The sequence below is a fragment of the Novosphingobium sp. EMRT-2 genome (assembly GCF_005145025.1).
GTDB lineage: Bacteria > Pseudomonadota > Alphaproteobacteria > Sphingomonadales > Sphingomonadaceae > Novosphingobium.
This window is the reverse complement of record NZ_CP039695.1, coordinates 2,207,596-2,229,438: the sequence shown is the minus strand read 5'-3', so window position 1 is coordinate 2,229,438 and position 21,843 is coordinate 2,207,596. Positions and strand designations below refer to the sequence as shown.

Genomic DNA, 21,843 nt, shown 5'->3' with positions numbered 1-21,843 from the left:
GCTCAGCGCACCCCGGCGAGCGCCTTCTGGCGGCGGCGCTGCACCGAACTGCCCAGCCCGATCGCCTCGCGATACTTGGCGACCGTGCGGCGGGCGAGATCGAAGCCGCGCTGCTTCAGCAGATCGACCAGCGCATCGTCGGACAGGATCGCCTTGGGATCTTCGGCGTCGATCAGTTGCCGGATCGCGGCCTTGACCGCTTCGGCCGATACCGCGCCTTCGCCATCGGCCGAAGCGACGCCCGAGGTGAAGAAATACTTCAGCTCGAACGTGCCGCGATCGCAGTGCAGGTACTTGTTCGAGGTCACGCGGCTCACGGTCGATTCGTGCATCGAGATGGCTTCCGCCACTGCGCGCAGCGTCAGCGGACGGAGGTGCGAGACGCCGTGGCGGAAGAACCCGTCCTGCTGCTTCACGATCTCGGCCGCCACTTTCAGGATCGTCTTCTGCCGCTGGTCCAGCGCTTTCAGCAGCCAGTTGGCGTCGGCCAGCTTTTCCCCCAGCCAGCCGCGCGCTTCCTTGCTGACGCAGGCGCCGCGCATTTGCACGTAATAGCTGCGGTTGACGATCAGGCGCGGCAGCGTGGCCTGGTTGAGCGCGATGTCCCAATCGACCGAGCCATCCTTGCGCGGCACCGCGCGGATCAGGATGTCCGGCACCACGGCTTCCGCGCCGCCGCCGCCGAAGCGAAGGCCGGGCTTGGGATCATAGCCGCGCAGTTCGGCCAGCATGTCGGCGAAATCCTCGTCGTCCACGCCGCACATGCGCTTGATCCGGGATAATTCGCCCCGCGCGACCAGATCGAGGTTGTCGATCAGCCGCGCCATGCAGGGATCGTAGCGATCGGCCTCGCGCGCCTGCAGCGCCAGGCATTCGGACAGCGAGCGCGCGCCGACGCCGGTGGGATCGAGCGATTGCACCAGCGCCAGCGCCGCTTCCGCCGTGGCCGCGGGAACGCCCAGGTCGGCGGCCGCCTCGGCCAGCGTGATGGTGAGGTAGCCAGCCTCGTCGATCTGGTCGATCAGCCAGCGCGCGACGAACAGCAGCTGCGCGTCGGACGTCGCCGCGCCGATCTGGGCATGGAGGTGCTGCGCCAGCGTCTCGTCGAAATCCCCACGCTCGTCGATGCCGGGGCCTTCGCCGCCCGCCGCCGCGCCCGCGGCTCCGCTCCCCAGGCCATAATCCGGCACGTCGCCGGTATCGCGATCCCGGTCGAGCGCGGTAACGTCGATGTCCAGCGGGCGATCCTCCTCCACCCGGCCCTCGCTGACGAGCTGGTCGACCGGGGAGGTTTCAAGCTGGGTGCGCCGGGCCTCCTCGGGCAGGCCGTCGAGCGGATCGGGCGGCGCGGCCGCCTCGCCGATCTCGAGCAGGGGGTTGGCGTCCAGCGCTTCCCCGATGAAGGTTTCCACTTCGAGATTGGACAGCGCCAGCAGCTTGATCGCCTGCTGGAGCTGCGGCGTCATCACCAGCGACTGGGTTTGCCGTATGTCGAGGCGCGGACCCAGCGCCATCGTTCAGTGTTCCCCCGCCCCGCGCATCAGAGCGTGAAGCCCTCGCCCAGATAGAGGCGGCGCACGTTGGGATCGGCCACCAGCGCCTCGGGGCTGCCGGCGAACAGCACCTGCCCGCCATAGATGATGCAGGCGCGGTCCACAATGTCGAGCGTTTCGCGCACGTTGTGGTCGGTGATGAGCACGCCGATGCCGCGCCGCTTGAGGTCCTTGACCAGATGGCGGATGTCGCTGATCGACAGCGGGTCGATCCCGGCGAAGGGCTCGTCGAGCAGGATGATCGACGGCTTGGCCGCGAGGGCGCGGGCGATTTCGCAGCGGCGGCGTTCGCCGCCCGAAAGCGCCATGGCCGGGCTGGAACGCAGGCGCGTCAGGCCGAATTCGTCGAGCAGGCGATCGAGTTCGGCCATGCGTGTGGCCTTGTCCGGTTCGATCAGCTCCAGCACGGTGGCGATGTTCTGTTCCACCGTCATGCCCCGGAAGATCGAGGTTTCCTGCGGCAGATAGCCCAGGCCCAGGATCGCGCGGCGGTACATCGGCAGGCGGGTGATATCCACGCCATCCAGCAGGATGCGGCCCGAATCCGGGCGTACCAGCCCCATGATCGAATAGAAGCAGGTGGTCTTGCCCGCGCCGTTCGGCCCGAGCAGGCCCAACACTTCGCCCTTGCCCACGGACAGCGAGATATCGGTCAGGACCGCGCGCTTGTCGTAGCTCTTGGCGATCGACACCACTTCCAGCCCGCCCTGTGGCGGGGGAGGCGCGGTGTCGTTCGATCGTGGGGCCGATCCCGGCGTTTGCCCGCTGTCGGCGGGCGTGGTGTCGGCAAGGGCTGTCATCTGTATGCGGTTCCGCCTGAACTGTTTATGGTTCTGCCGTTTCCGGTCGCTGACCCGCCATAGCCGGGTCTGGCGCGCGATCAAACCCCTCCCGCGCAACTTGGCCGGCTCTCCCGTCAAAACTGGCAGGATTTGTGCATGGTCGCCGCTTCCGGCGGTATGCCCTGCGCGAGAAATGCCCGATTGGCCTTGAAACACACCGGATTGCGTGATCTATTCGCGGAAACGGACCTAAAAGGAAGGGTGAATGGGCAAAGCCTTCTCCGTCGGGCGCAATCGGGGCCAGAGCCGGGGCCAACTGGATTGGCGCAAGCGGATGAGTGACACGGTCGCCTATGCGTTGCTGGTCTATACCGGCCTGCAGATTTTCGTGACCATGCAGGCGATCGAGGGGGACAGCGCGTCCGCGCTGCCGATGCTGGCGCTGGTGGTGCTGGTGGGGGCGATCATTCCGATGTTCCGCCGCTTCGAACGGCGCTGGGAGCATATCGGCGATGCGGCCGCCGCCGATCCGGGCCGGCGCGCGGCGTTCCGCAAGGATCAGGTTTCGATCTGGCTGCTGGCTATCGGGCTGCCGTTTCTGTTGACCGGCCTGTTCAAGCTGATCGCCGCGCTGTTCTGAACAAAGCCTCCGCGCCCGGCCGGCAAGCCCGCGATTGCGGTCAGGAATCGAGCGGGCTAGACGCCATGGCCTGATCGCATGCGCGGCATCCGTCCGCGCCCCATCCGAGAGGCCGAACCATGTTGTCCCCCGCCGTAGCCCAGGAGCGCTGCCACGCGCTGATTGAACGCGCCGTGCGCGCCGGCGCGGAGGCGGGCGATGCGATCTATCTCGCCAACGCCAGCGAATCGGTGCAGGTCCGGCTCGGCGCGCTGGAAGACGTGGAGCGTTCCGAGTCCGAACATATCGGCCTGCGCGTGTTCGTCGGCGGCGCTTCCGCCTCGATCGGATCGACCGACCTTGGCGATGCCGCGCTCGACGAACTGGCGACGCGCGCGGTGGCGATGGCGCGGGCGGCGCCCGCGGACAAGTATGCGGGCCTCGCGCCGGGGGAACGGCTGGCGAAAGGCCCGTTCGCGGACCTCGATCTGGAAGACGCCGCCGAGCGTTCGCCGCAGGACCTGCGCGCCGCGGCCGAGGAAGCGGAAGACGCCGCCCGCGCGGTTGCGGGCGTGACCAACAGCGAAGGCGCGGGCGCCAGCGCGGGGCGAGGCGTGGTCGCGCTGGCCACCAGCCATGGCTTCTCCGGCGCTTATGCCGCGACCAGCCATGGCTTGTCGGCGTCGGTCGTGGCCGGCGAAGGCGGCGCGATGCAGCGCGATTACAGCTGGCGCAGCGGCCGCCATGCCGCCGACCTGCTGCCGCCTGCCGAAATCGGCCGCCGCGCCGGAGACCGCGCCGTGGCGCGGCTCAACCCCGGCAGGCTCAAGAGTGGAACGATGCCGGTGGTATTCGATCCCCGCGTCGGGGGATCACTCGTCGGGCACCTGCTGGGCGCGATATCGGGCGCGGCGATCGCGCGGCGCGCCAGCTTCCTGCTCGATCGCGATGGCGCGCAGCTGTTCGATTCCGCGATCACCATTCTTGACGATCCGCTGCGGCCGCGCGGGTTGCGTTCGCGCCCGTTCGATGGCGAGGGGCTGCCGACCGCGCCGCGCGCGCTGGTCGAGGCCGGGCGGCTGACCGGCTGGCTGATGGATTCGGCCTCGGCCCGCCAGCTGGGCGCGGAACCGACGGGCCATGCCTCGCGCGGGACTTCGGGGCCGCCGCACGTCACGGCCAGCAACGTGGTGCTCCAGCCCGGCACGGTCACGCCGCAGGCGCTGATGGCGGACATTGCCGATGGCGTCTATGTGACCGAGCTGATCGGGCAGGGCGTGAACGGCGTGACTGGCGACTACAGCCGGGGCGCGTCGGGCTTCCGCATCGTCAATGGCGAGATCGCCGGGCCGGTGGCCGAATTCACCGTGGCCGGCAACCTGATCGACATGTTCGCGGCGCTGGTCGCGGCGGACGATCTCGACATTCATCGCGGCATCGATGTGCCGACGCTGCGCATCGACGGCCTCAGCATCGCGGGGGATTGAAGCGGGCATGGCGGCGGAACCGGGCTTGCCGGGAACTTTCGCGCGAGCGGGGCGTCGTCATGCGCATATGATCGCCTCTTCCGCTTCGCGTCGTCGGCCGCGCATCCTGCTTCTTTCGTTTCTCATCGCGCTGATGGCGCCCGCTGGGGCGGTTTCCGCGCAGAGCGCCTCGCCATCGACCAGTTCCTCGGCCTCCGCGTCCGGCGGCGCGATCGCCTCCACCGTTTCGGCGGATGCCGACGCGCAGATCGCCGCGCGCATCCGGGGCATCTTCGCGGAGATCGGCAGTCTTAACGGCATCGACGTGCGCGTCGCGGCGGGCGTCGTCACGTTGAGCGGGCAGGTGGCCGACGAAAACGCGATCGCGCAGGCCCAGGCGATCGCCGGGCGGGTGGCCGGCGTGGTCACCGTGCAGAACCGCGTGACCCGCAACCTGGCCGTGGACAGCAATCTCGACCCGGCGCTGAGCGGCGTGCGCGGCAAGTTCACGGGGCTGGTCGCGGCGCTGCCGCTGATCGGCGTGTCCATCGCGCTGGCGGTGCTGATCGGGATGCTGGGCTATACCATCGCCGGCCGAAAGAACCTGTGGCACCGCGTTGCGCCCAATCCGTTCCTGGCCGAACTGCTGGCCAGCGCGATCCGCTTCGCGTTCGTGGTTGCCGGGATCGTGCTCGCGCTCGATATCGTGGGGGCGACGGCGCTGCTTGGCGCGGTGCTGGGCGGTGCGGGGGTATTCGGCATCGCGGTGGGCTTCGCGGTCAAGGACACCATCGACAACTACGTTTCGTCGCTGATGCTCTCGATCCGCCAGCCGTTCCGCGCCAACGACCATGTGAAGATCGATTCCTGGGAAGGGCGCGTGGTGCGCCTGACCAGCCGCGCCACCGTGCTGATGACGCTGGATGGCAACCACCTGCGCATCCCCAACAGCACGGTGTTCAAGGCGGTGATCGTCAATTTCACCACCAACCCCACTCGGCGCTTCTCGTTCGAGGTGGGAATCGATCCCGCAGCCGATCCTTCCGCCGCGCGCGCCGTGGCGCTGGAAGCGATGCGCGGGCAGGATTTCGTGCTGCCGGCCCCGGAGCCGTCGACCGAAGTGGTCAGCATCGACGGAGCGACGCAGGTGCTGCGCTTCACCGGCTGGGTGGACCAGACGCAGACCGGTTTCGGCAAGGCGCGGACGCTGGTGATCGAGGCGGTGCGGCGCGCGCTGCGCGGGCAGGGCTTCGCGCTGCCCGATACGGTCTATCACGTGCGGATGGAGCAGGATGCCGGCAAGGCGGCGCCAAAGGCCGAGGCGCCGCCGGTCGAGAACGCCGGTGCCGAAAGCGTGGCGCCCGAGCACCATATCGAAACGATGGTCGATCGCGAGCGCGCGGGGAACGCCCAGGGCCGCGACCTGCTGGACGCCAGCCGCCCCACCGAGTGAGGCGGCCGGTCGGTCCGAAGGCGATCAGCCCGCCTTGGCGGCCTTGGCGCGCTCGATCGCCTCGATCGTGATGCGCTTGGCGTCGTCGGCGCCACCCCAGGTGCCGATGCGCACCCACTTCTTCTTTTCCAGATCCTTGTAGTGGGTGAAGAAGTGCTCGATCTGCTCCATGACGATGCCGGGCAGGTCGTCCTTCTCGGCGACGTCGGAGTAATAGGGGAAGGTCTTGTCGTCGGGGACGCAGACCAGCTTCTCGTCGCCGCCGGCTTCGTCTTCCAGGTTCAGCACCGCGATGGGGCGGGCGCGCACGACGCAGCCGGGGATGAAAGGCGAACGCGAGATCACCAGCGCGTCCAGCGGATCGCCATCGGGCGAGAGCGTGTGCGGCACGAAGCCGTAGTTCGCCGGATAGCGCATCGGCGTGTGCAGGATGCGGTCCACGAAGAGCGCGCCGGAAGCCTTGTCGAACTCGTACTTCACGGGTTCGCCGCCCGTTGGCACTTCGATGATGACGTTGAGAGTCTCGGGCGGGTTGTCGCCAGTCGGAATCAGGTCGATGCGCATGGTTTGCCTATGGTTTGGCCCCGGAACGGCGGCCGGTTCGAACACGATGGAGCCGCCTCTAGCGGCGCGGGTTGTGCGCCGCAACAAGACTTATCGCCAAGAAACCGATAGGATCGGGCGGTTCAGTGGCCGCCGCCCAGCGCGTTGATGGTGAAGGCGATCACGCCGATGTTGAACACGAACGCGGCGAACGAATGCAGCGTGACGATACGCCGGATCGCCTGGCTGGTGATCGCGGTGTCCGATGTCTGGAACGTCATGCCCAGGGTAAAGGCAAAATAGGCGAAATCGAAGTAGTCCGGCGTGTCCGTGCCAGGAAAATCGAGGCCCCCGGTATCCTTCCCGCTATCGACGCCGCGCACGTAATAGAGATGCGCGTAGTGCAGCGCATAGACCACGTTGGCGAACAGCCAGGTGAGCACGAGCGTGCCGATCAGCTTGACCAGCCCGATGTGGTTGCCGGCGCTGGCGCTGGGCAGTTCGGCCGCGATCGCCGCCATCACCACCAGCGTGAGCACTGTGGTGATCGCCAGCACCACCACCCGGTTGGCGTCGTTCTCCTCGGAATGCCGGCGCATCGCGGCGGCATCGCATTCGCGCAGCAGCGGCCATAGCGAGACGAGGAAGGCGGTGGCGCCGAAATCGAAGCCCATCGCCAGCGAATCGGCCACGCCATGTCCGCCGAACAGGGGGCGCCAGCCGGCGAAGCCCCCCACGCTCAGGATCAGGAACAGGACGAAGCGCGCTGGCGCGAAACGCTGGCCGAGCGCCCACCGTGTTCCCGTTCCCGAAACCATGGAGCTAGCGCGTCGTCCGCTTGGGCGAGAGCAGGATGTCCAGCCCGGTGGGCGCGGTGCCCGGCGCGGCGCGTTCCAGCCAGGGCCAGCGCAGCCCGTCATGGTAATCGATCGACACCGCGGTGACGCGATCGTCGCGCCGGATCGTCAGCTCCAGCGGCTTCGCGCCGCCGGCGGCGTCGGCCTTGGCGGCGGTGATAGCCTGCTTCAGCGCCTCCTGATCGTAGGCCAGCCCGTTGACCGCGACGATCTGCACGCCGCTGACCACGCCCGCCTTGAACGCGGCGCTATCCCACCGGCAGGACGTGACCTTGCCGTCCTTGTCGATCGTCACGCCGATCGAATGGTAGAGCGAAAGCGCCTTGCTGTCCGCCGCGCGCGCCTTGTCGTAAGGGTTCGGTTCGGCCTTCCACACCAGCTTGTAGCCGCCGCGTTCGATCCCGCCGAGCGGCGCGGGCTGGCCCGGCGTCTGGATGCGGGTCTTGAGGAAGGTGGCCCAGTCATAGGGGAACACGCCGTTGAGCGTGGAAACCACGTCCTCGAACTCGTAGGGCACCACGCCCCAATCGCCATCGCGGATGCCGAAGAAGGCCTTGGCGAAATCGTCCAGCCCCTTCTTGCCGGCGGTGCCCTGCCGGATGATCTCGTCCGCTTCCAGCCAGACCAGCGCGCCTTCGGTATAGTATTCCTCGCTGCGGGCCAGCGAGGTGTAGGGCTTGGGCTTGCGCGCGGCGAAGACCGGATCGTGCGTGGTGTCCTCCACCGATCGCCATTCGCGGCCCGGATACTGCGTGAACAGGCCGGCGTTGTTGGCCAGCATGCCCAGCACGGTATCCTTGGTCTGCACGCCCGATCGCGCGGCCAGCACATAGCCCCAGAACTGGTCCTGCCCTTCATAGACCCACAGCAGATTGTCCTGCATCGGCTGGCGGTAATCGGGCGTCCACAGCTTGGCCGGGCGGCGGAACTTGCCATCCCAGCTGTGCGAGAATTCGTGCGGGATGACGTTGCGGTCCCAGTCGCTGGCGGCCCAGTCGATCCAGGTGCGCGGCTCGTACTGGTTCTCGCTCGACCGGTGGTGTTCCAGCCCGATCCCGCCCATGCGGTCGGTCAGCGCCAGCAGCAGGTCGTAGTGATCGAAATGCTTGGCGCCGTAGAGCGCCAGCCCCTCGTCCACCAGCGCGCGGTAGGTGGCGAGGTTCTCGGGCTTGATCGCCAGCAGCTCGGGCTTGTCGGCAATGGCATCGAGCCAGACCGAATTGCCGAGGAAGAAGCGCTGCGCGTAGAGGCCGGCGAAGATCGGGGAATCGACCAGCGTCTCGTAATCGGTGACGTCCCAGCTCACGCGGTTGCCCGCCTGCTTCTTGCCGTCGAGCGCGGTGAACACGGTCCAGCCTTCGGGCACGGCGACGGTGGGCTGCACCCTGATCTGGCGGACATAGTGCCCGGCGGGATAAAGCGACATCTTTTCCCACTGCAGGTTCAGCATTTCCCGGGTCATCGTGATGCGGCCTTCGGAATCGCGCAGGGGCGAGGTGTGGACCATCCGCGCCTCGATCGCGCTCGTGCCGGCCGGCACGTCGACATGGAAGGCATAGACCTCGACCGGATCGCGCGTCCACGTCAGCACCTTGCCGCCGGCGGTGAAGCGCACGTCGGCCAATTCGGACAGCGGCCCGCGCGGGCCGTGGTTGCCGGGCAGCCATTGCGGATAGAGCAGCGTCAGCCGCGTCGCGCCCGCCGGAACCGGGATCGTCTCGGTCACGCGGTAGGCTCCGCGCGTCACGTCGGTGGCGTCGATGTCGAGCCGGATGGTGCCGGGAAACGGCTTGTCCTCGGGATCGGGCACCTGGCGCACGATGGGCACCGCCATCGGCCTGGTATTGGTGGCCGGCTGGACCTGGGCATGGGCCGGAAGGGCGGAAGCGGTGACGAGAAGCGCGGCGAGAAGGGCCGGGGCCTTGAAGGAATTTGCCATGGCGCCTTCATGGCGCGAACCGGTTCCGTCCGCAACCATTGCCGAGCGCCCTTTTCGTGGGACCACAATGCGGCTAATCGCGCGGGCCATGAGCCAGATTCAGACGCCCCAGGCCATTCGCGGCACGCAGGACATTTTCGGTGCGGACGCCGAAGCCTTCGCCTTCGTGGTCGAAACCTTCGAACGCGTGCGCAAGCTGTACCGCTTCCGCCGCGCGGAAATGCCGGTGTTCGAAAAGACCGCCGTGTTCAGCCGCTCGCTGGGCGAGACGACCGACGTCGTCTCGAAGGAGATGTATTCGTTCGAGGATCGCGGCGGGGAATCGCTGACGCTGCGCCCGGAATTCACCGCCGGCCTCGCCCGCGCCTACCTGACTAACGGCTGGCAGCAATATGCGCCGGTCAAGGTGGTGACGCACGGGCCGCTGTTCCGCTACGAACGGCCGCAGAAGGGCCGCTACCGCCAGTTCCACCAGCTCGATGCCGAAGTGATCGGCGCGGCCGAGCCGCAGGCCGACGTGGAACTGCTGGTGATGGCGGACCAGTTGCTGAAGGAACTGGGCATCGCGGACGGGGTGACGCTGCAGCTCAACACGCTGGGCGATGCCGAAAGCCGCGAGGCGTGGCGCACCGCGCTGATCGGCTACTTCCGCGCCGTGAAGGGCGAACTGAGCGAGGATTCGCAGGAGCGGCTGGAAAAGAACCCGCTGCGCATCCTCGACAGCAAGGACCCGCGCGACAAGGTCTTCGTCGCGGACGCGCCGAAGATCGACGCGTTCCTCGGTGCCGAAGCGCAGGACTTCTTCGGCAAGGTGACCGCCGGGCTGGACGCGGCGGGCGTGACCTGGACGCGCGCGCCGGCGCTGGTGCGCGGGCTCGACTATTACCGCCACACCGCGTTCGAATTCGTCACCGACCGGCTGGGTGCGCAAGGCACCGTGCTGGGCGGCGGCCGCTATGACGGGCTGATCGAAACGCTGGGCGGCCCGCACACCCCGGCCGTCGGCTGGGCGGCGGGCGTCGAGCGGCTGGCGATGCTGGTGGGGGATTTGCCGCACAGCTGGCCTGAGATTTGCATAGTTGCGGAGAGCCGAGAACGTGAGATTGACGCTCTCGCGCTTACTGCGGAGTATCGCCGGGCGGGCTTTATTGCGGAGTTGTTTGCCAGCGGCAGCCCTCGCAAGCGTTTTGATAAGGCCCAGAAAAGTCAGCCTCAAGTGATTATCTCGTTGGATCAGCGCGATGGTCATAAAGGCAATGCGTTCAAATGCGATCGAGCACTCTATGAAAGATTTGCCGACGCTCAGAGTATCTTTCATGGGTTCGTGGATCGGTGACCATCTCCGACACCCGCCTTGCCCAGATCGGCGCGCGGTTCGCGGAGCTGGAGGCGCGGCTGGCTTCAGGCACGCTCGAAGGCGCGGAGTTCATCGCCGCCAGCCGTGACTATGCCGAGCTGGAGCCGGTGGCGCGGGCTGCCGCCGCCGTCGGCGCGATGCGCGGCGAGCTCGCCAGCCTTGCCGCGCTGGATGATCCCGACATGCGCGAGCTGGCGGACGAGGAGCTGCGGCGCATCAACGCCGAACTGCCCGAGGCCGAGCATCGCCTGGCCATCGCCATGTTGCCGCGCGATGCGGCGGACAGCCGCCCCGCCATGCTCGAAATCCGCGCCGGCACCGGCGGGGACGAGGCCGCGCTCTTCGCGGCAGACCTGTTCCGCATGTACGAAAAGTACGCCGCCGAGCAGGGCTGGCGGGTGGAAGTCGTCTCGGTCAACGCCAACGATCTGGGCGGTTACAAGGAAGTCGTTGCCAACGTCGCCGGCAGCGGCGTCTTCGCCAAGCTGAAGTTCGAAAGCGGCGTCCACCGCGTGCAGCGCGTGCCTGTGACCGAGAGCGGTGGGCGCATCCATACTTCCGCCGCAACGGTTGCCGTCTTGCCCGAACCTGACGAGGTGGACATCCGCATCGAGGACAAGGATCTGAAGATCGATGTCTATCGCGCCAGCGGTGCGGGGGGGCAGCATGTGAACACCACCGATTCGGCGGTGCGCATCACCCACCTGCCCACCGGCACGGTCGTCACCTGTCAGGACGGGCGGAGCCAGCACAAGAACAAGGACAAGGCGATGCAGGTCTTGCGCGCCCGCCTGTTCGAGGCGCAGCGCGAAGCCGCGCAGGGCGAGGAGGCCGAAGCGCGCAAGGCCATGGTCGGCTCGGGCGACCGCTCCGAACGCATCCGCACCTACAACTTCCCGCAAGGGCGCGTGACCGATCACCGCATCAATCTGACGCTGCACCGCCTGCCCGAGATCCTCGAAGGGCCGGGGCTGGGCGAGCTGATCGACGCGCTGACCGCCGAGGACCAGGCCAAGCGGCTGGCGGCGATGGACGCATGACCGTGGCCGAGCGGCTGCGCGATGCCGCCGCGGCGCTGGGGCCGGGCGCATCGACCGCGCGGCTCGACGTGGAACTGCTGATGGCCCACGCGCTGGGCGTGTCGCGATCGGACCTGTTGCTGCGCCACATGCGCGATCCCGCGCCGCCCGCGTTCGAGCCGCTGTTAGCGCGGCGGCGGGCGAGCGAGCCGGTGGCCTACATCCTGGGCCATGCGGAGTTCTGGAGCCTGGACCTGGCGGTGACGCCCGCCGTGCTGATCCCGCGCGCGGATTCCGAAACGCTGGTGGAAGTGGCGCTCGCTGCCCGGCCTGACGCGCAGCGCGTGCTCGATTGCGGCACCGGCTCGGGCGCGCTGCTGCTGGCCGTGCTGAGCGCGCTGCCCGAGGCGCGAGGGGTGGGGATCGACCGTTCGCCCGGCGCGCTGGCCGTCGCTGCCGGCAATGCGGAGCGCACCGGGCTGGCGGCGCGGGCCGCGTTCCATGAACGCGACTGGGACGTGCCCGGCTGGGCATCCGGGCTGGACCGGTTCGACCTGATCCTCGCCAACCCGCCCTATGTGGAAGATGCGGCCGAGCTGGAAGCGGTGGTGCGCGATCACGAACCGGCCGGCGCGCTGTTCGCGGGGGCGGAGGGACTCGATGCCTATCGCGTGCTGGTGCCGCAACTGCCGGGGCTGCTGGCGCCCGGCGGCGTCGCGCTGGTCGAGATCGGCTGGCGGCAGGCCGAAGCGGTGGCGGCGATCGCCGCCGGGGCTGGTCTTTCGGCGCGGCTGCACCGCGATCTGGGCGGCCGTCCGCGCGCGCTCGAAATGGCGATTTTACCCAAGATTTCGCTTGGCAAGGCACCGTCCGCCGATTAGGAGGCTTGTCAGGCAGGGCGACGGATGAAGGCTTCCCGTCCCGGCCAGTTCCACCATTTGCAGGAAAGACCGGCCTTTCCGGGTCGGCCGAAAGCAGATGCTGGGTTCCACGTTCCGAAGGCCGGGACTGTGGCGGAGGGTTGTGCGGCATTCTGATTCAACGGACGTTGCAATGGGGCCGCCCCAAGCAAGGAAGTGCCTGAGTTGAATAACAATCGTGGTAACAACCGCCGGCGGGGTCGCGGTAACAACCGTGCCCAGGGTGGCGGCCAGCAGCTCAACCGCATTGACAGTCGCGCCCGGGGCAACGCCCCCCAGCTGCTCGAGAAGTATCGCAAGCTGGCGCAGGACGCCCACCTCAATGGCGACCGCGTTCAGGCCGAATACTATCTTCAGTTTGCCGATCACTACTTCCGCGTGATCGCCGACACCCGCGTCCGGCAGGAAGAACAGCGCCAGCGCGGCAACGGCGAGCGCTGGCAGGAGCCGGAGGGCGACGACGATTCGCTCGACTTCAGCGTGGAAGGCGATTTCCCCGCGTTCGATCGCGCGCCTTCGCGCCGCGACGAGCAGCGCGAGTACCGTGAGCCTCGGGAACAGCGCGAGCCGCGCGATAACCGCGAAGGCCGGGACAACCGCGAGGGCCGCGATAACCGGGACGGGCGCGACAATCGCGAACCGCGCCGCCGCTTCGAGCGCGAGACGGCGCAGCAGGACGAGGTGCGTTCCGCCGATGTCCAGCAGGCCGACCCCTTCCGCACGGACGAAGGCGTCCGGGCCGATGAGGGCGAGCCGATGGCCGGCCCTTCCGACAACCCGTTCGTGCGCGATGCCCGCGCGGCGCGCGGCCTGCGCCCGCGTGGCGAACGCCGCGCCCAGCAGGAACAGCCCGCGGCGCAGCAGCCCGAGGAAGCGCCGGTGGCTGCCGAAGAACCGGTCGCCCGTCCGCGCGCCGAACGCCGTCCGCGCCGCGAACCGGCGGTGAAGAAGGCGGAAGCCGCGCCCACGTTCGACACCGCGATCCTGCCGCCCGCGATCGGTACGCGCAGCGAGCCCGAGCTGCCGATCGAGGCACCGGCGGCCGAGGATGCCGCCCCTGCGCCGAAGCGCCGCGGCCGTCCGCGCAAGAACGCGACGCCGGAAGTTTCCGAAGCCTGATGACCGCAATCCCCGTGATCGGAATCCTACGGGCGGGGTGATTGCTTGCGGTCGCGCGTCGCGCTCGCCATAGCGGGCGCGATGACGCGTCGCTCCCCGATTCATCGCTCCCTGCCGGAATGGCCGGGCCTCTGGTCGCACAGTCCGGCAGGCGCGGTGCTTGCCGGCGCGGTCGCCGCCACCGGCTTCCAGCCGCTGGCGCTGTGGCCGCTGGCGCTGGCCGGGCTGGCCTGGCTGATGCACCTGCTGGCCGATGCGAAAAGCGCACGCCGCGCGGCCCTGCTGGGCTGGGCCTTCGGCGTCGGCCATTTCACGCTCGGCAACAACTGGATCGCCACGGCGTTCACCTACCAGGCGGAAATGCCGGCGTGGCTGGGCGTGATCGCGGTCGTGCTGCTGGCGCTCTACCTCGCCGTGTTTCCCGCGCTGGGCGCGCTGGCGGCGTGGTGGCTCTCGCGACGCTGGTTGGGCCGGGCGGCGCTGGTTCCGGCTTTCGCCGCGTGCTGGATCGTCAGCGAGTGGCTGCGCGGCTGGGTCTTCACCGGCTTCGCATGGAATCCGCTGGGCATGATCGCGCTGGGCGGGTTCACGCGGCCCGGCCTGGCCATGGTGGCGCCGTGGACCGGCACGTATGGGCTTTCCGCCCTGGTGATCCTGCTGGCCGCGCAGTGGCTGTTCGCGGGCCGGGCCTTGGGGGCGGGGCGCTGGGTGGCGGCGGGCTTGCACGCCGCGCTGACGGTGGTGCTGTTCCTGCTGCCGCTGCACGGCGGGGCGGAACAGGGCACGCTGCCCTTCACGCTGGTCCAGCCCAATACGCGGCAGGAAGACCTCAACGATCCGCGCACGTTCGAGGACCAGTTCCGCGTGACCGCCGGCCTTTCGCTCGCGCCCGATCCGCGCCGGACGCGGCTGGTGCTGTGGCCGGAATCGGGCGTGCCGGACTATCTGCGGCCGGGCTACGACCGCCGCTGGTACGAGGAGACGACCTATGCCGCCGATCCCGCGCTGGCGCGCGAGCGGATCGGGCGCGTGATCGGGCCGCGCGGCCTGCTCCTGACCGGCGCGGCCGACCTGGTCTTTACCCGGGGCAAGGTGACCGGTGCCTACAACGTGGTGACGGCGCTGGATGGCGCCGGCGCGATCCGCGGCAGCTATGCCAAGGCACATCTGGTGCCCTATGGCGAATACCTGCCGATGCGGGAGCTGCTGGAGCCGATCGGCCTTTCGCGGCTGGTGGCGGGCAGTGTCGATTTCCTGTCCGGCCCCGGCCCGCGCACGATCGATTTCGGCCCGGTGGCGGATGGCGGATGGGGCAAGGCGGGCTTCCAGATCTGCTACGAGATCGTTTTCTCCGGCCATGTGATCGATCGCGGCAACCGCCCCGATTACCTGTTCAACCCCACCAACGACGGCTGGTTCGGAAGCTGGGGGCCGCCGCAGCATCTGGCGCAGGCGCGGATGCGCGCGATCGAGGAAGGCGTGCCGGTGCTGCGCGCCACCACCACCGGCATCAGTGCGGTGATCGATGCCGACGGGGCGGTGCGCCAGTTCCTGCCGTCGCACCATGCCGGGCGGCTCGACGGTTTCGTGCCGCCCGCGCATCCCCCCACGCTGTTCGCGCGGATGGGCAATCTGCTTCCGCTTTGCTGGGCCGGAGTTCTTCTTTGCATCGCGCTGGTTGCCAGCGGCCGCCGGCGGCGCTAGACGCACACACATAAAGAAACCTTTATATCGGATGGTGCAATGCGCGGCGATTACCTGTTTACTTCCGAAAGCGTCTCCGAAGGCCATCCCGACAAGGTGTCGGACCAGATCAGCGACGCCATCGTCGACCTGTTCCTGTCGAAGGACCCGGAAGCGCGCATCGCCTGCGAAACGCTGACCACCACGCAGCTGGTCGTGCTGGCCGGCGAAATCCGCTGCAAGGGCGTCTATGAAAACGGCGCCTGGGCGCCGGGCGCGCAGGCGGAGATCGAGAAGACCGTGCGCGATACGGTGAAGCGCATCGGTTATGAGCAGGACGGCTTCCACTGGGAAAAGTTCGAGTTCATCAACCGCCTGCACGGCCAGTCCGCCCACATCGCGCAGGGCGTGGACGCCGCTGACAACAAGGACGAAGGCGCCGGCGACCAGGGCATCATGTTCGGCTATGCGACCGACGAGACGCCCGACCTGATGCCGGCGACGCTCTACTACAGCCACAAGATTCTGGAGCGCATGGCCGCCGACCGCCATTCGGGCGCGGCGCCGTTCCTGGAACCCGACGCCAAGAGCCAGGTCACGCTGCGCTACGAAGGCTCGCTGCCGGTCGCCGCGACGGCGGTCGTCGTTTCGACCCAGCATGCGCCGGGCTATGACGAGGGCGACAAGGAAGCCGAACTGCACGCCTATGTGAAGCGCGTGATCGCCGACGTGATCCCGCCGGTGCTGCTGCGCGAGACGGTGTACTACATCAACCCGACCGGCTCGTTCGAGATCGGCGGCCCCGATGGCGATGCCGGCCTGACCGGGCGCAAGATCATCGTCGATACCTATGGCGGCGCCAGCCCGCACGGCGGCGGCGCGTTCTCGGGCAAGGACCCGACCAAGGTTGACCGTTCGGCGGCCTACATCACCCGCTACCTTGCCAAGAACGTGGTCGCGGCGGGCCTTGCCACGCGCTGCACGATCCAGATCGCCTATGCCATCGGCGTGTCCGAACCGCTCTCGCTCTATGTCGATACGCACGACACGGGCACCGTGGGCGACGACCGGATCGAGCAGGCGATCAAGGGCATCGCCAAGCTGGGCGGCCTGACTCCGCGCGCGATCCGCACGCATCTGGGCCTCAACAAGCCGATCTACCAGCCCACCGCCGCTTACGGCCACTTCGGGCGCAAGGCTGAGGGCGATTTCTTCCCGTGGGAACGGCTCGATCTGGTGGACGACCTGAAGGCCGCCTTCGCCTGAGCGGATAACGCCAGGGCACGGATAGCGGACGGCCCGCTCCCTTTCCGGGGGGCGGGCCGTTCCCGTTTTCCCGCGCGGCGTGATGGGTTTCAATTGCGCTGTCCTACATGGGCCGTCCTGCGCCATGAGCCTGGCTTTTGGCGGAGCGAGCCATGCGCGACCTGACCCCCCGGATTGTCCTTGAACTGATCGCCCACGAAGGCGTGGCGCGCGAAGCCTATCGCGACAGTGTGGGCGTGTGGACCTGGAGCGTGGGGGTCACCCAGGCTTCGGGGCACGCGGTCTTTCCGCGCTACAAGGACAATCCGCAGCCGCTGGACCATTGCCTGGCGGTGTTCCTGTGGTTGCTGCGGACCAAATACCTGCCGACGGTGCTGGCGGCGTTCGGCGCGCTGGAGCTGACCGAGCCGCAGCTGGGCGCGGCGCTGTCGTTCCACTGGAACACCGGGGCGATCGCGCGGGCGAACTGGGTCAGGCGCTTCGTGGCGGGCGATGCGGCGGGTGCCCGCGCGGCGATGCTCGACTGGGCGCGCCCGGCCGCGCTGCTACCGCGCCGCCGGCGCGAACAGGCGCTGTTCTTCGATGGCGTCTGGACCGCCGACGGTACCGCGCTGGTCTATGACGTGGCGAAACCCGCCTACCGCCCGGCCGGCGCGAATCGCGTGGCGATCGCGCCGGCAATCGCGCGGCTGTTCGCCGGGGAGCAGGAAGAGGCCGTCCCACCCGCATGATGGAGGGGCCTCAGGCGAACTGGCCCTTGCGCGGCCCCATGTAGCCGAACAGATAGCCCGCCACCTTGCGCATCTGGATCTCCTCGGCCCCTTCGGTGATGCGATAGCGGCGGTGGTGGCGGAAGATGTGCTCGAACGGCTTGTGCCGCGAATAGCCGATGCCGCCGTGGACCTGCATCGCGCGATCCGCCGCTTCGCAGACCAGCCGGTTCGCCCAGTAGTTGCACATCGAGACCTTGTCGGACAGTTCGCGCTCGATCTGGCGGTGTTCCATCCGGTCCATCTGCCATGCGGTCTTGCGGATCAGCAGGCGCAGCATCTCGCACTGGGTGGCAAGTTCCACCAGCGGGAACTGGATGGCCTGGTTGCGGGCTAGGTCCTCGCCGAACGGCTTGCGTTCGCGCGCGTAGCGGACCGCTTCCTCGACGCAGTACGTGGCCGCACCCAATGAGGAGGCGGCTTGGCGGATACGGTTCTGGTGGACGAAGCTCTGCGCGATGGCGAGGCCGCCGTCGACCGGCCCGAGCACCGCGCTATCGGGCACCCAGACGTTGGTGAACGACACGCGCGGGTGGTCCGTGGGCATGTTGAAGGTCCACAGGTATTCCTCGATGACCAGCCCGTCGGCGGGATTGGGCACGAGGAAGCAGGTGATGCCCTTGGCATCGCCATCCTGTCCGCTGGTGCGCGCGAACGTGGCGCAATGCGTGGCGACGTGCATGCCGGTGGTCCACATCTTCTCGCCATCGATGCGCCAGCCGGGCACGCCATCGCGCGTTTCGCGCACCGCGCGGGTTTCCATGTGGGTGGCGTCGGAACCGTGCTCCGGCTCGGTCAGGCCGAAGGCCACCCGGCGGCGGCGTTCGAACCCGCCGAAGATGAATTCCTGCTGCTGTTCGGGCGTGCCGAAGTGTTCGAACATGGCGACGAACGGGAAATTGCCGACGATCGAGTGTTCGTTCTGGAGATCGTTGTGCAGGCCCAGCCCCTTGGCGGCGAAGTGTTCGCGGATGACCGCCATCCACAGGTTGGAGCCGTCCTTGCCGCCGTATTTCTTCGGCGCGGAAAAGCGCCAGTGGCCGGCGGCGTCGGCGCGGCGGGTGGCCTCGGTCAGTAGTTCTTCCCATTCGTGGCGGGGCAGGCCCCCGTTCTCGAAATCGGTGCGCGCCCATTCGCGGCGATGGTCGAAGAAACGGATATTGTCGTCCGCCTGCTCCAGTGGCCGGATCTCGGCAGCGATGAAGGCGTCGAGTTCGGCAAGGTAGGCGACCAGATCGGCCGGGAGATCGAAATCCATCAGCATTGCTCCCATTGCGCGCGGGCCGGGGCCAGCGCCGGATATTTCGGCATGTCGGCGGCGAGCCGGTCGAGCGCGGCGCGGCGCAGGCGCGCAAGCAGCCCGGGCGTGGCCAGCGTGGCTTCTCCCGCCAGAACGGCATCTGCCAGCGCGCGGTCCGCCGGGTCGGGGCGTCCGGCCAGTTCGCGCTGGACGATGCCCAGCGCGTTGCGCGCGACGGCCAGATCGAACCGGTCGCGCCCGTCCAGCTTCGGCTTGACCGCGTCGCCCAGCCATTCGGCAATCGCGGTAAGGATTTCGGCGGCGCTCGCCTCGCCAGCGGCACCGGCGGCGGGCGCGGGAGAAGGCGGCAGCGCGCGCGCGCGTTCGACCGCGGGCGCGCCCTCTTCGAGCAGCAGCAGCAGGTCGAGTTCCTGCTCGCTGGTGCGGCGTGATATGACGACACGCTCCAGCGAACGGTCGGTGCGCGCGCGCCACGATTGCGCCATCGCCATGCAGCCGAGTGCCCACCACACCGTGCGATAGACCAGCCAGAAGCGGAAGCGCACGGGATCGATGTCTTCCCCACTGGCGGTGCGATAGGCGGCGAAATAGCGCTCCAGCGTGGCGAGGCCGAAGGCGGGCCGGTCGAGCCGGCCGAAGCGCCACACCGTCATGCAGCCATAGGCAAGGTCCTCGTGGCTGTCGCCAAGATGGGCCAGCTCCCAGTCGAGCACGCCGGTCAGATGGCCCCGGTCGACCAGGATGTTGCCCAGTCGCAGGTCGCCGTGCACCACGCGGGCCGGGCATGGCGGCGGAAGGTTGGCGCGAAGCCAGGCGAGGCCGAGCGCGATTACGGGGCGGTCGCCGCCAGCCTGTTCGAACTGCGCGGCCAGTCCTTCCACGCCTTCGGCCGGATCGAGCCGGGGCAGGAAGCCGAGCGGCGCGGTATCGAGCCGGTGAATCGCGGCCAGCGCACCCGCGATCTCGTCTATCAACCCGTCCGCGGCCTGGGCAAGAATGTCGGGCGGGCTGGCGGTGCCGGGCAGGCAGCGCATGATGAAGCCGATGCCGAAGCCGTCCTCGGGCGTCAGCTCGGCGATGATTTCCGGTGCGGGCACGCCGCCGGCATGGGCATGGCGGACCAGCGCGGCCTCGCCGTCCATGTGCAGCGCGCGGGTGGCGAGCCATTCCGCCGAAGGCGCGCGGCGCAGCACGAATCGTCCTTCGCCCTGCGGCCCCGCGCAGCCGAACAGCCAGCTTTCCATATTGGCGCCGCCCGACAGGCGCTGCGGCGAAACGATCGTACCGCCCAGCCCTGCGCGCGCCATGACCGCGCCCAGCCTGGCGACGAAATCGGCCGCGGCGCTTCCGGCTTCGCCGCCTGAACCCGTGCCTGCCATAGCCCTCTCCATCGCCCCGGTTCATGCCACACGGGAGGATTATCTTAATCGATCGATTAAAGTCCAGAGAGAACCGTCGATTGCTAACCATTCCCCGGTGCGGCGTTAGTCTTTGGCGTCAAACGCCGACAAGCCGGGCGAGAGAGGCGACGGACCGTTTTGAAACGATCTTCGCCTAACATTTGCAATAAGTTAGATTCCGGTAACGATGGGTAAATCGGGTCGGGGTCATAACGGTCACATGAAGAGTCGCTTCACCAAGCTTCTGGCCGCCGCTGCGCTTGCCTTGCCGGCGCTGGGCGCCACGCCGGCGGTCCAGTCACGTCCGCCCGTCACGCTGCAGGACCAGCGTGACATCATCATCCAGCAACAGATCGCCGCGATCGCCTCGCAAAGCCGGGGCCGGATCGGCGTGGCCGCGATGGACCTCGATGGCGGCGGACAGATATTCCTGAACGGCGACATGCCGTTCCCGATGGCCAGCACCGCCAAGATCGCCGTGGCCGCCACGTTCCTCGAAGGCGTGGAGCAGGGGCGCTTCCGCCTCGACCAGCGGTTCCCGATGATGCTGTCGGTGCCGGAACGCGCGGGCGCGCGCAGTCCTATCGCCCCGGTGCGCGCCGGGCCGGTGATGACCGCGCAGGAACTCATGGAACTGATGATCACGCGCAGCAACAACCAGGCGACTGACGGGCTCATCGCCGCGATCGGGGGGATTTCTCCGGTCAACCAGTGGCTGACGCGCAAGGGCATCGTCGGCCAGCGGCTCGACCACACGATGGCGACGCTGGTGCGCGATGACGGCAAGGTCAATCCGGCAACGGTGATCGATACCCGCACCAGCAGCACGCCGCGCGCGATGCTGGCGCTGCTGGCCGCGATCGATCGCGGCGGTGCGCTCAATCCCGAAAGCCGCGCCGTCCTGCTCGATACGATGACGCGCACCAGCACCGGCCGCAACCGCATTCGCGCCGGCCTGCCCGAAGGGACGCTGGTGGCGCATAAGACCGGCACGCTGGCCGGCGTGACCGACGACGTCGGCATCGTACGCTTGCCCGACGGGCGCCACCTTGCCATGGTGGTGTTCGTGGCCGGGCCGGAGGGCCATGCCGTGCAGTCGACGCTGATCGCGCAGGTCGCGCGGGTGCTGTACGATGGCTATAGCCAGCCGCTGGGCCGCTCGCTGCAGGAAGTCGCGCGCCGCTGAGGCATCGCACCGCGAAACAAGGGAGGCGTCGCGCAAGCGGCGCCTTTTTTGTTGGCGGTCATGGCGTTTGCGGACGTCGTGCGCTGCCCACCCCCCGCCCCTCCCGCAAGCGGGAGGGGAGCGAGACTTGCGGCGCCGAAGGCGGCGCTAGTCGCAGCGGGGTGGGCTTTCCGCGCGCCGCGTCTGCTAAGAATACAACCGCCAAAGAGAAAGGGGCGCGGCCGTAAGGCCACGCCCCTCTATCTGTATCCTGCCCTTGCGGGCGGGGATTACATCTTCGCGGCTTCGCTCGCTTCAGCCGAGGCGTCAGCAGCCGGAGCGCTGGCTTCAGCCGATGCGTCAGCAGCGACGTCCGACGATTCAACAGCGGCTTCGGTGGCGGCTTCGGTAGCTTCCGGAGCCTTTTCGCCGCAGCCGGCGAGGGTGAAAGCGGTGCCGGCGACAGCGGCGAGGATGAGCTTGCGCATGCGTTACAATCCCTGGATTGAAGTGAACCGCGCCGGGCAAGCAGCCCGCCGCAAAGCCTACTCGTGGGGTAGACTTCGCGACCTCAATTAATCGGCAATTCATTCCCTTGCAAGCATAAGACGAACAGGAAATGCCTTTCACCGTGCATCGCGCGGAGGAGGAAGGCTTTTTTCGTCGATAGC

Annotated in this window: 19 protein-coding genes; 11 read left to right on the top strand and 8 right to left on the bottom strand. The window is 68.3% G+C overall.

Going from position 1 to position 21,843, the window contains the following annotated elements:
• Positions 1-2: 2 nt before the first annotated feature.
• Positions 3-1,514, bottom strand: coding sequence for an RNA polymerase factor sigma-54 (gene rpoN / locus FA702_RS10990; protein WP_136956181.1), 1,512 nt, complete (start codon positions 1,512-1,514; stop codon positions 3-5).
• A 26-nt stretch (positions 1,515-1,540) separates the two neighbouring features.
• Positions 1,541-2,353, bottom strand: a complete 813-nt coding sequence (gene lptB, locus FA702_RS10985) for an LPS export ABC transporter ATP-binding protein (RefSeq protein ID WP_136956180.1) — start codon at positions 2,351-2,353, stop codon at positions 1,541-1,543.
• A 247-nt stretch (positions 2,354-2,600) separates the two neighbouring features.
• Here lptB and FA702_RS10980 point away from each other — a divergent pair, with 247 nt between their 5' ends.
• From FA702_RS10980 to FA702_RS10970, 3 genes are all read left to right on the top strand, one after another.
• Positions 2,601-2,975 carry a hypothetical protein gene (locus tag FA702_RS10980; RefSeq protein WP_136956179.1) on the top strand — a complete coding sequence of 125 codons (375 nt, stop codon included), beginning with the start codon at positions 2,601-2,603 and terminating at the stop codon, positions 2,973-2,975.
• A gap of 119 nt (positions 2,976-3,094) precedes the next feature.
• Positions 3,095-4,441, top strand: coding sequence for a TldD/PmbA family protein (locus FA702_RS10975; RefSeq protein WP_136956178.1), 1,347 nt, complete (start codon positions 3,095-3,097; stop codon positions 4,439-4,441).
• 67 nt (positions 4,442-4,508) lie between these two features.
• Entirely contained in the window at positions 4,509-5,873 is a 1,365-nt protein-coding gene (locus FA702_RS10970) for a mechanosensitive ion channel domain-containing protein (protein WP_136956177.1), read from the top strand.
• A 24-nt stretch (positions 5,874-5,897) separates the two neighbouring features.
• On the opposite strand, the gene ppa is transcribed toward FA702_RS10970, so the two are convergent.
• The 3 genes from ppa to FA702_RS10955 all read right to left on the bottom strand — a co-directional run bounded on the left by ppa (position 5,898) and on the right by FA702_RS10955 (position 9,212).
• Entirely contained in the window at positions 5,898-6,437 is a 540-nt protein-coding gene (gene ppa, locus FA702_RS10965) for an inorganic diphosphatase (protein WP_136956176.1), read from the bottom strand.
• A gap of 122 nt (positions 6,438-6,559) precedes the next feature.
• Positions 6,560-7,234 carry a DUF1345 domain-containing protein gene (locus FA702_RS10960; RefSeq protein ID WP_136956175.1) on the bottom strand — a complete coding sequence of 225 codons (675 nt, stop codon included), beginning with the start codon at positions 7,232-7,234 and terminating at the stop codon, positions 6,560-6,562.
• A gap of 4 nt (positions 7,235-7,238) precedes the next feature.
• Positions 7,239-9,212: a M61 family metallopeptidase gene (locus tag FA702_RS10955; protein WP_210417531.1), complete on the bottom strand. Its 1,974-nt coding sequence runs from the start codon at positions 9,210-9,212 to the stop codon at positions 7,239-7,241.
• An 88-nt stretch (positions 9,213-9,300) separates the two neighbouring features.
• Between FA702_RS10955 and hisS the strand changes: the two genes are divergently transcribed.
• The 7 genes from hisS to FA702_RS10920 all read left to right on the top strand — a co-directional run bounded on the left by hisS (position 9,301) and on the right by FA702_RS10920 (position 17,307).
• The gene (gene hisS, locus FA702_RS10950) at positions 9,301-10,548 is read left to right on the top strand and encodes a histidine--tRNA ligase (RefSeq protein WP_136956173.1); all 1,248 of its coding nucleotides are present in this window, start codon (positions 9,301-9,303) and stop codon (positions 10,546-10,548) included.
• A complete protein-coding gene (prfA, locus tag FA702_RS10945) occupies positions 10,545-11,609 on the top strand; it encodes a peptide chain release factor 1 (RefSeq protein WP_136956172.1) in 1,065 nt (354 codons plus the stop codon). Before hisS ends, prfA begins: the two co-directional genes overlap by 4 nt.
• Positions 11,606-12,469 carry a peptide chain release factor N(5)-glutamine methyltransferase gene (gene prmC / locus FA702_RS10940; RefSeq protein WP_136956171.1) on the top strand — a complete coding sequence of 288 codons (864 nt, stop codon included), beginning with the start codon at positions 11,606-11,608 and terminating at the stop codon, positions 12,467-12,469. The genes prfA and prmC overlap by 4 nt, the downstream gene beginning before the upstream one ends.
• Before the next feature lie 195 nt (positions 12,470-12,664).
• Positions 12,665-13,627, top strand: a complete 963-nt coding sequence (locus FA702_RS10935) for a DUF4167 domain-containing protein (protein WP_370385463.1) — start codon at positions 12,665-12,667, stop codon at positions 13,625-13,627.
• Positions 13,628-13,708: 81 nt separating this feature from the next.
• Positions 13,709-15,331, top strand: a complete 1,623-nt coding sequence (gene lnt / locus FA702_RS10930; protein ID WP_136956169.1) for an apolipoprotein N-acyltransferase — start codon at positions 13,709-13,711, stop codon at positions 15,329-15,331.
• Between the two features lie 39 nt (positions 15,332-15,370).
• A complete protein-coding gene (gene metK, locus FA702_RS10925; RefSeq protein WP_136956168.1) occupies positions 15,371-16,576 on the top strand; it encodes a methionine adenosyltransferase in 1,206 nt (401 codons plus the stop codon).
• 152 nt (positions 16,577-16,728) lie between these two features.
• Positions 16,729-17,307, top strand: a complete 579-nt coding sequence (locus FA702_RS10920) for a lysozyme (protein WP_136956167.1) — start codon at positions 16,729-16,731, stop codon at positions 17,305-17,307.
• 10 nt (positions 17,308-17,317) lie between these two features.
• On the opposite strand, the gene FA702_RS10915 is transcribed toward FA702_RS10920, so the two are convergent.
• Both FA702_RS10915 and FA702_RS10910 read right to left on the bottom strand, forming a co-directional pair.
• Complete coding sequence (locus FA702_RS10915; RefSeq protein WP_136956166.1) at positions 17,318-18,604, bottom strand: acyl-CoA dehydrogenase family protein; 1,287 nt, start codon at positions 18,602-18,604, stop codon at positions 17,318-17,320.
• Complete coding sequence (locus FA702_RS10910; RefSeq protein WP_136956165.1) at positions 18,604-19,986, bottom strand: phosphotransferase; 1,383 nt, start codon at positions 19,984-19,986, stop codon at positions 18,604-18,606. The genes FA702_RS10915 and FA702_RS10910 overlap by 1 nt, the downstream gene beginning before the upstream one ends.
• Before the next feature lie 241 nt (positions 19,987-20,227).
• On the opposite strand from FA702_RS10910, the gene FA702_RS10905 reads away from it, so the two are divergent.
• Entirely contained in the window at positions 20,228-21,193 is a 966-nt protein-coding gene (locus FA702_RS10905) for a serine hydrolase (protein ID WP_136956164.1), read from the top strand.
• 269 nt (positions 21,194-21,462) lie between these two features.
• Here FA702_RS10905 and FA702_RS10900 read toward each other — a convergent pair whose 3' ends face one another.
• Positions 21,463-21,660 (bottom strand): hypothetical protein, encoded by a 198-nt coding sequence (locus FA702_RS10900; RefSeq protein ID WP_124810120.1) that lies wholly within the window; start codon positions 21,658-21,660, stop codon positions 21,463-21,465.
• Positions 21,661-21,843: the final 183 nt, after the last annotated feature.

Excerpts from the sequence above, each read along its gene's own strand:
- rpoN (WP_136956181.1), bottom strand. The coding sequence starts at position 1,514 with ATGGCGCTGGGTCCGCGCCTCGACATACGGCAAACCCAGTCGCTGGTG.
- lptB (WP_136956180.1), bottom strand. The coding sequence starts at position 2,353 with ATGACAGCCCTTGCCGACACCACGCCCGCCGACAGCGGGCAAACGCCG.
- FA702_RS10980 (WP_136956179.1), top strand. The coding sequence starts at position 2,601 with ATGGGCAAAGCCTTCTCCGTCGGGCGCAATCGGGGCCAGAGCCGGGGC.
- FA702_RS10975 (WP_136956178.1), top strand. The coding sequence starts at position 3,095 with ATGTTGTCCCCCGCCGTAGCCCAGGAGCGCTGCCACGCGCTGATTGAA.
- FA702_RS10970 (WP_136956177.1), top strand. The coding sequence starts at position 4,509 with ATGATCGCCTCTTCCGCTTCGCGTCGTCGGCCGCGCATCCTGCTTCTT.
- ppa (WP_136956176.1), bottom strand. The coding sequence starts at position 6,437 with ATGCGCATCGACCTGATTCCGACTGGCGACAACCCGCCCGAGACTCTC.
- FA702_RS10960 (WP_136956175.1), bottom strand. The coding sequence starts at position 7,234 with ATGGTTTCGGGAACGGGAACACGGTGGGCGCTCGGCCAGCGTTTCGCG.
- FA702_RS10955 (WP_210417531.1), bottom strand. The coding sequence starts at position 9,212 with ATGGCAAATTCCTTCAAGGCCCCGGCCCTTCTCGCCGCGCTTCTCGTC.
- hisS (WP_136956173.1), top strand. The coding sequence starts at position 9,301 with ATGAGCCAGATTCAGACGCCCCAGGCCATTCGCGGCACGCAGGACATT.
- prmC (WP_136956171.1), top strand. The coding sequence starts at position 11,606 with ATGACCGTGGCCGAGCGGCTGCGCGATGCCGCCGCGGCGCTGGGGCCG.
- lnt (WP_136956169.1), top strand. The coding sequence starts at position 13,709 with ATGACGCGTCGCTCCCCGATTCATCGCTCCCTGCCGGAATGGCCGGGC.
- metK (WP_136956168.1), top strand. The coding sequence starts at position 15,371 with ATGCGCGGCGATTACCTGTTTACTTCCGAAAGCGTCTCCGAAGGCCAT.
- FA702_RS10920 (WP_136956167.1), top strand. The coding sequence starts at position 16,729 with ATGCGCGACCTGACCCCCCGGATTGTCCTTGAACTGATCGCCCACGAA.
- FA702_RS10915 (WP_136956166.1), bottom strand. The coding sequence starts at position 18,604 with ATGGATTTCGATCTCCCGGCCGATCTGGTCGCCTACCTTGCCGAACTC.
- FA702_RS10910 (WP_136956165.1), bottom strand. The coding sequence starts at position 19,986 with ATGGCAGGCACGGGTTCAGGCGGCGAAGCCGGAAGCGCCGCGGCCGAT.
- FA702_RS10905 (WP_136956164.1), top strand. The coding sequence starts at position 20,228 with ATGAAGAGTCGCTTCACCAAGCTTCTGGCCGCCGCTGCGCTTGCCTTG.
- FA702_RS10900 (WP_124810120.1), bottom strand. The coding sequence starts at position 21,660 with ATGCGCAAGCTCATCCTCGCCGCTGTCGCCGGCACCGCTTTCACCCTC.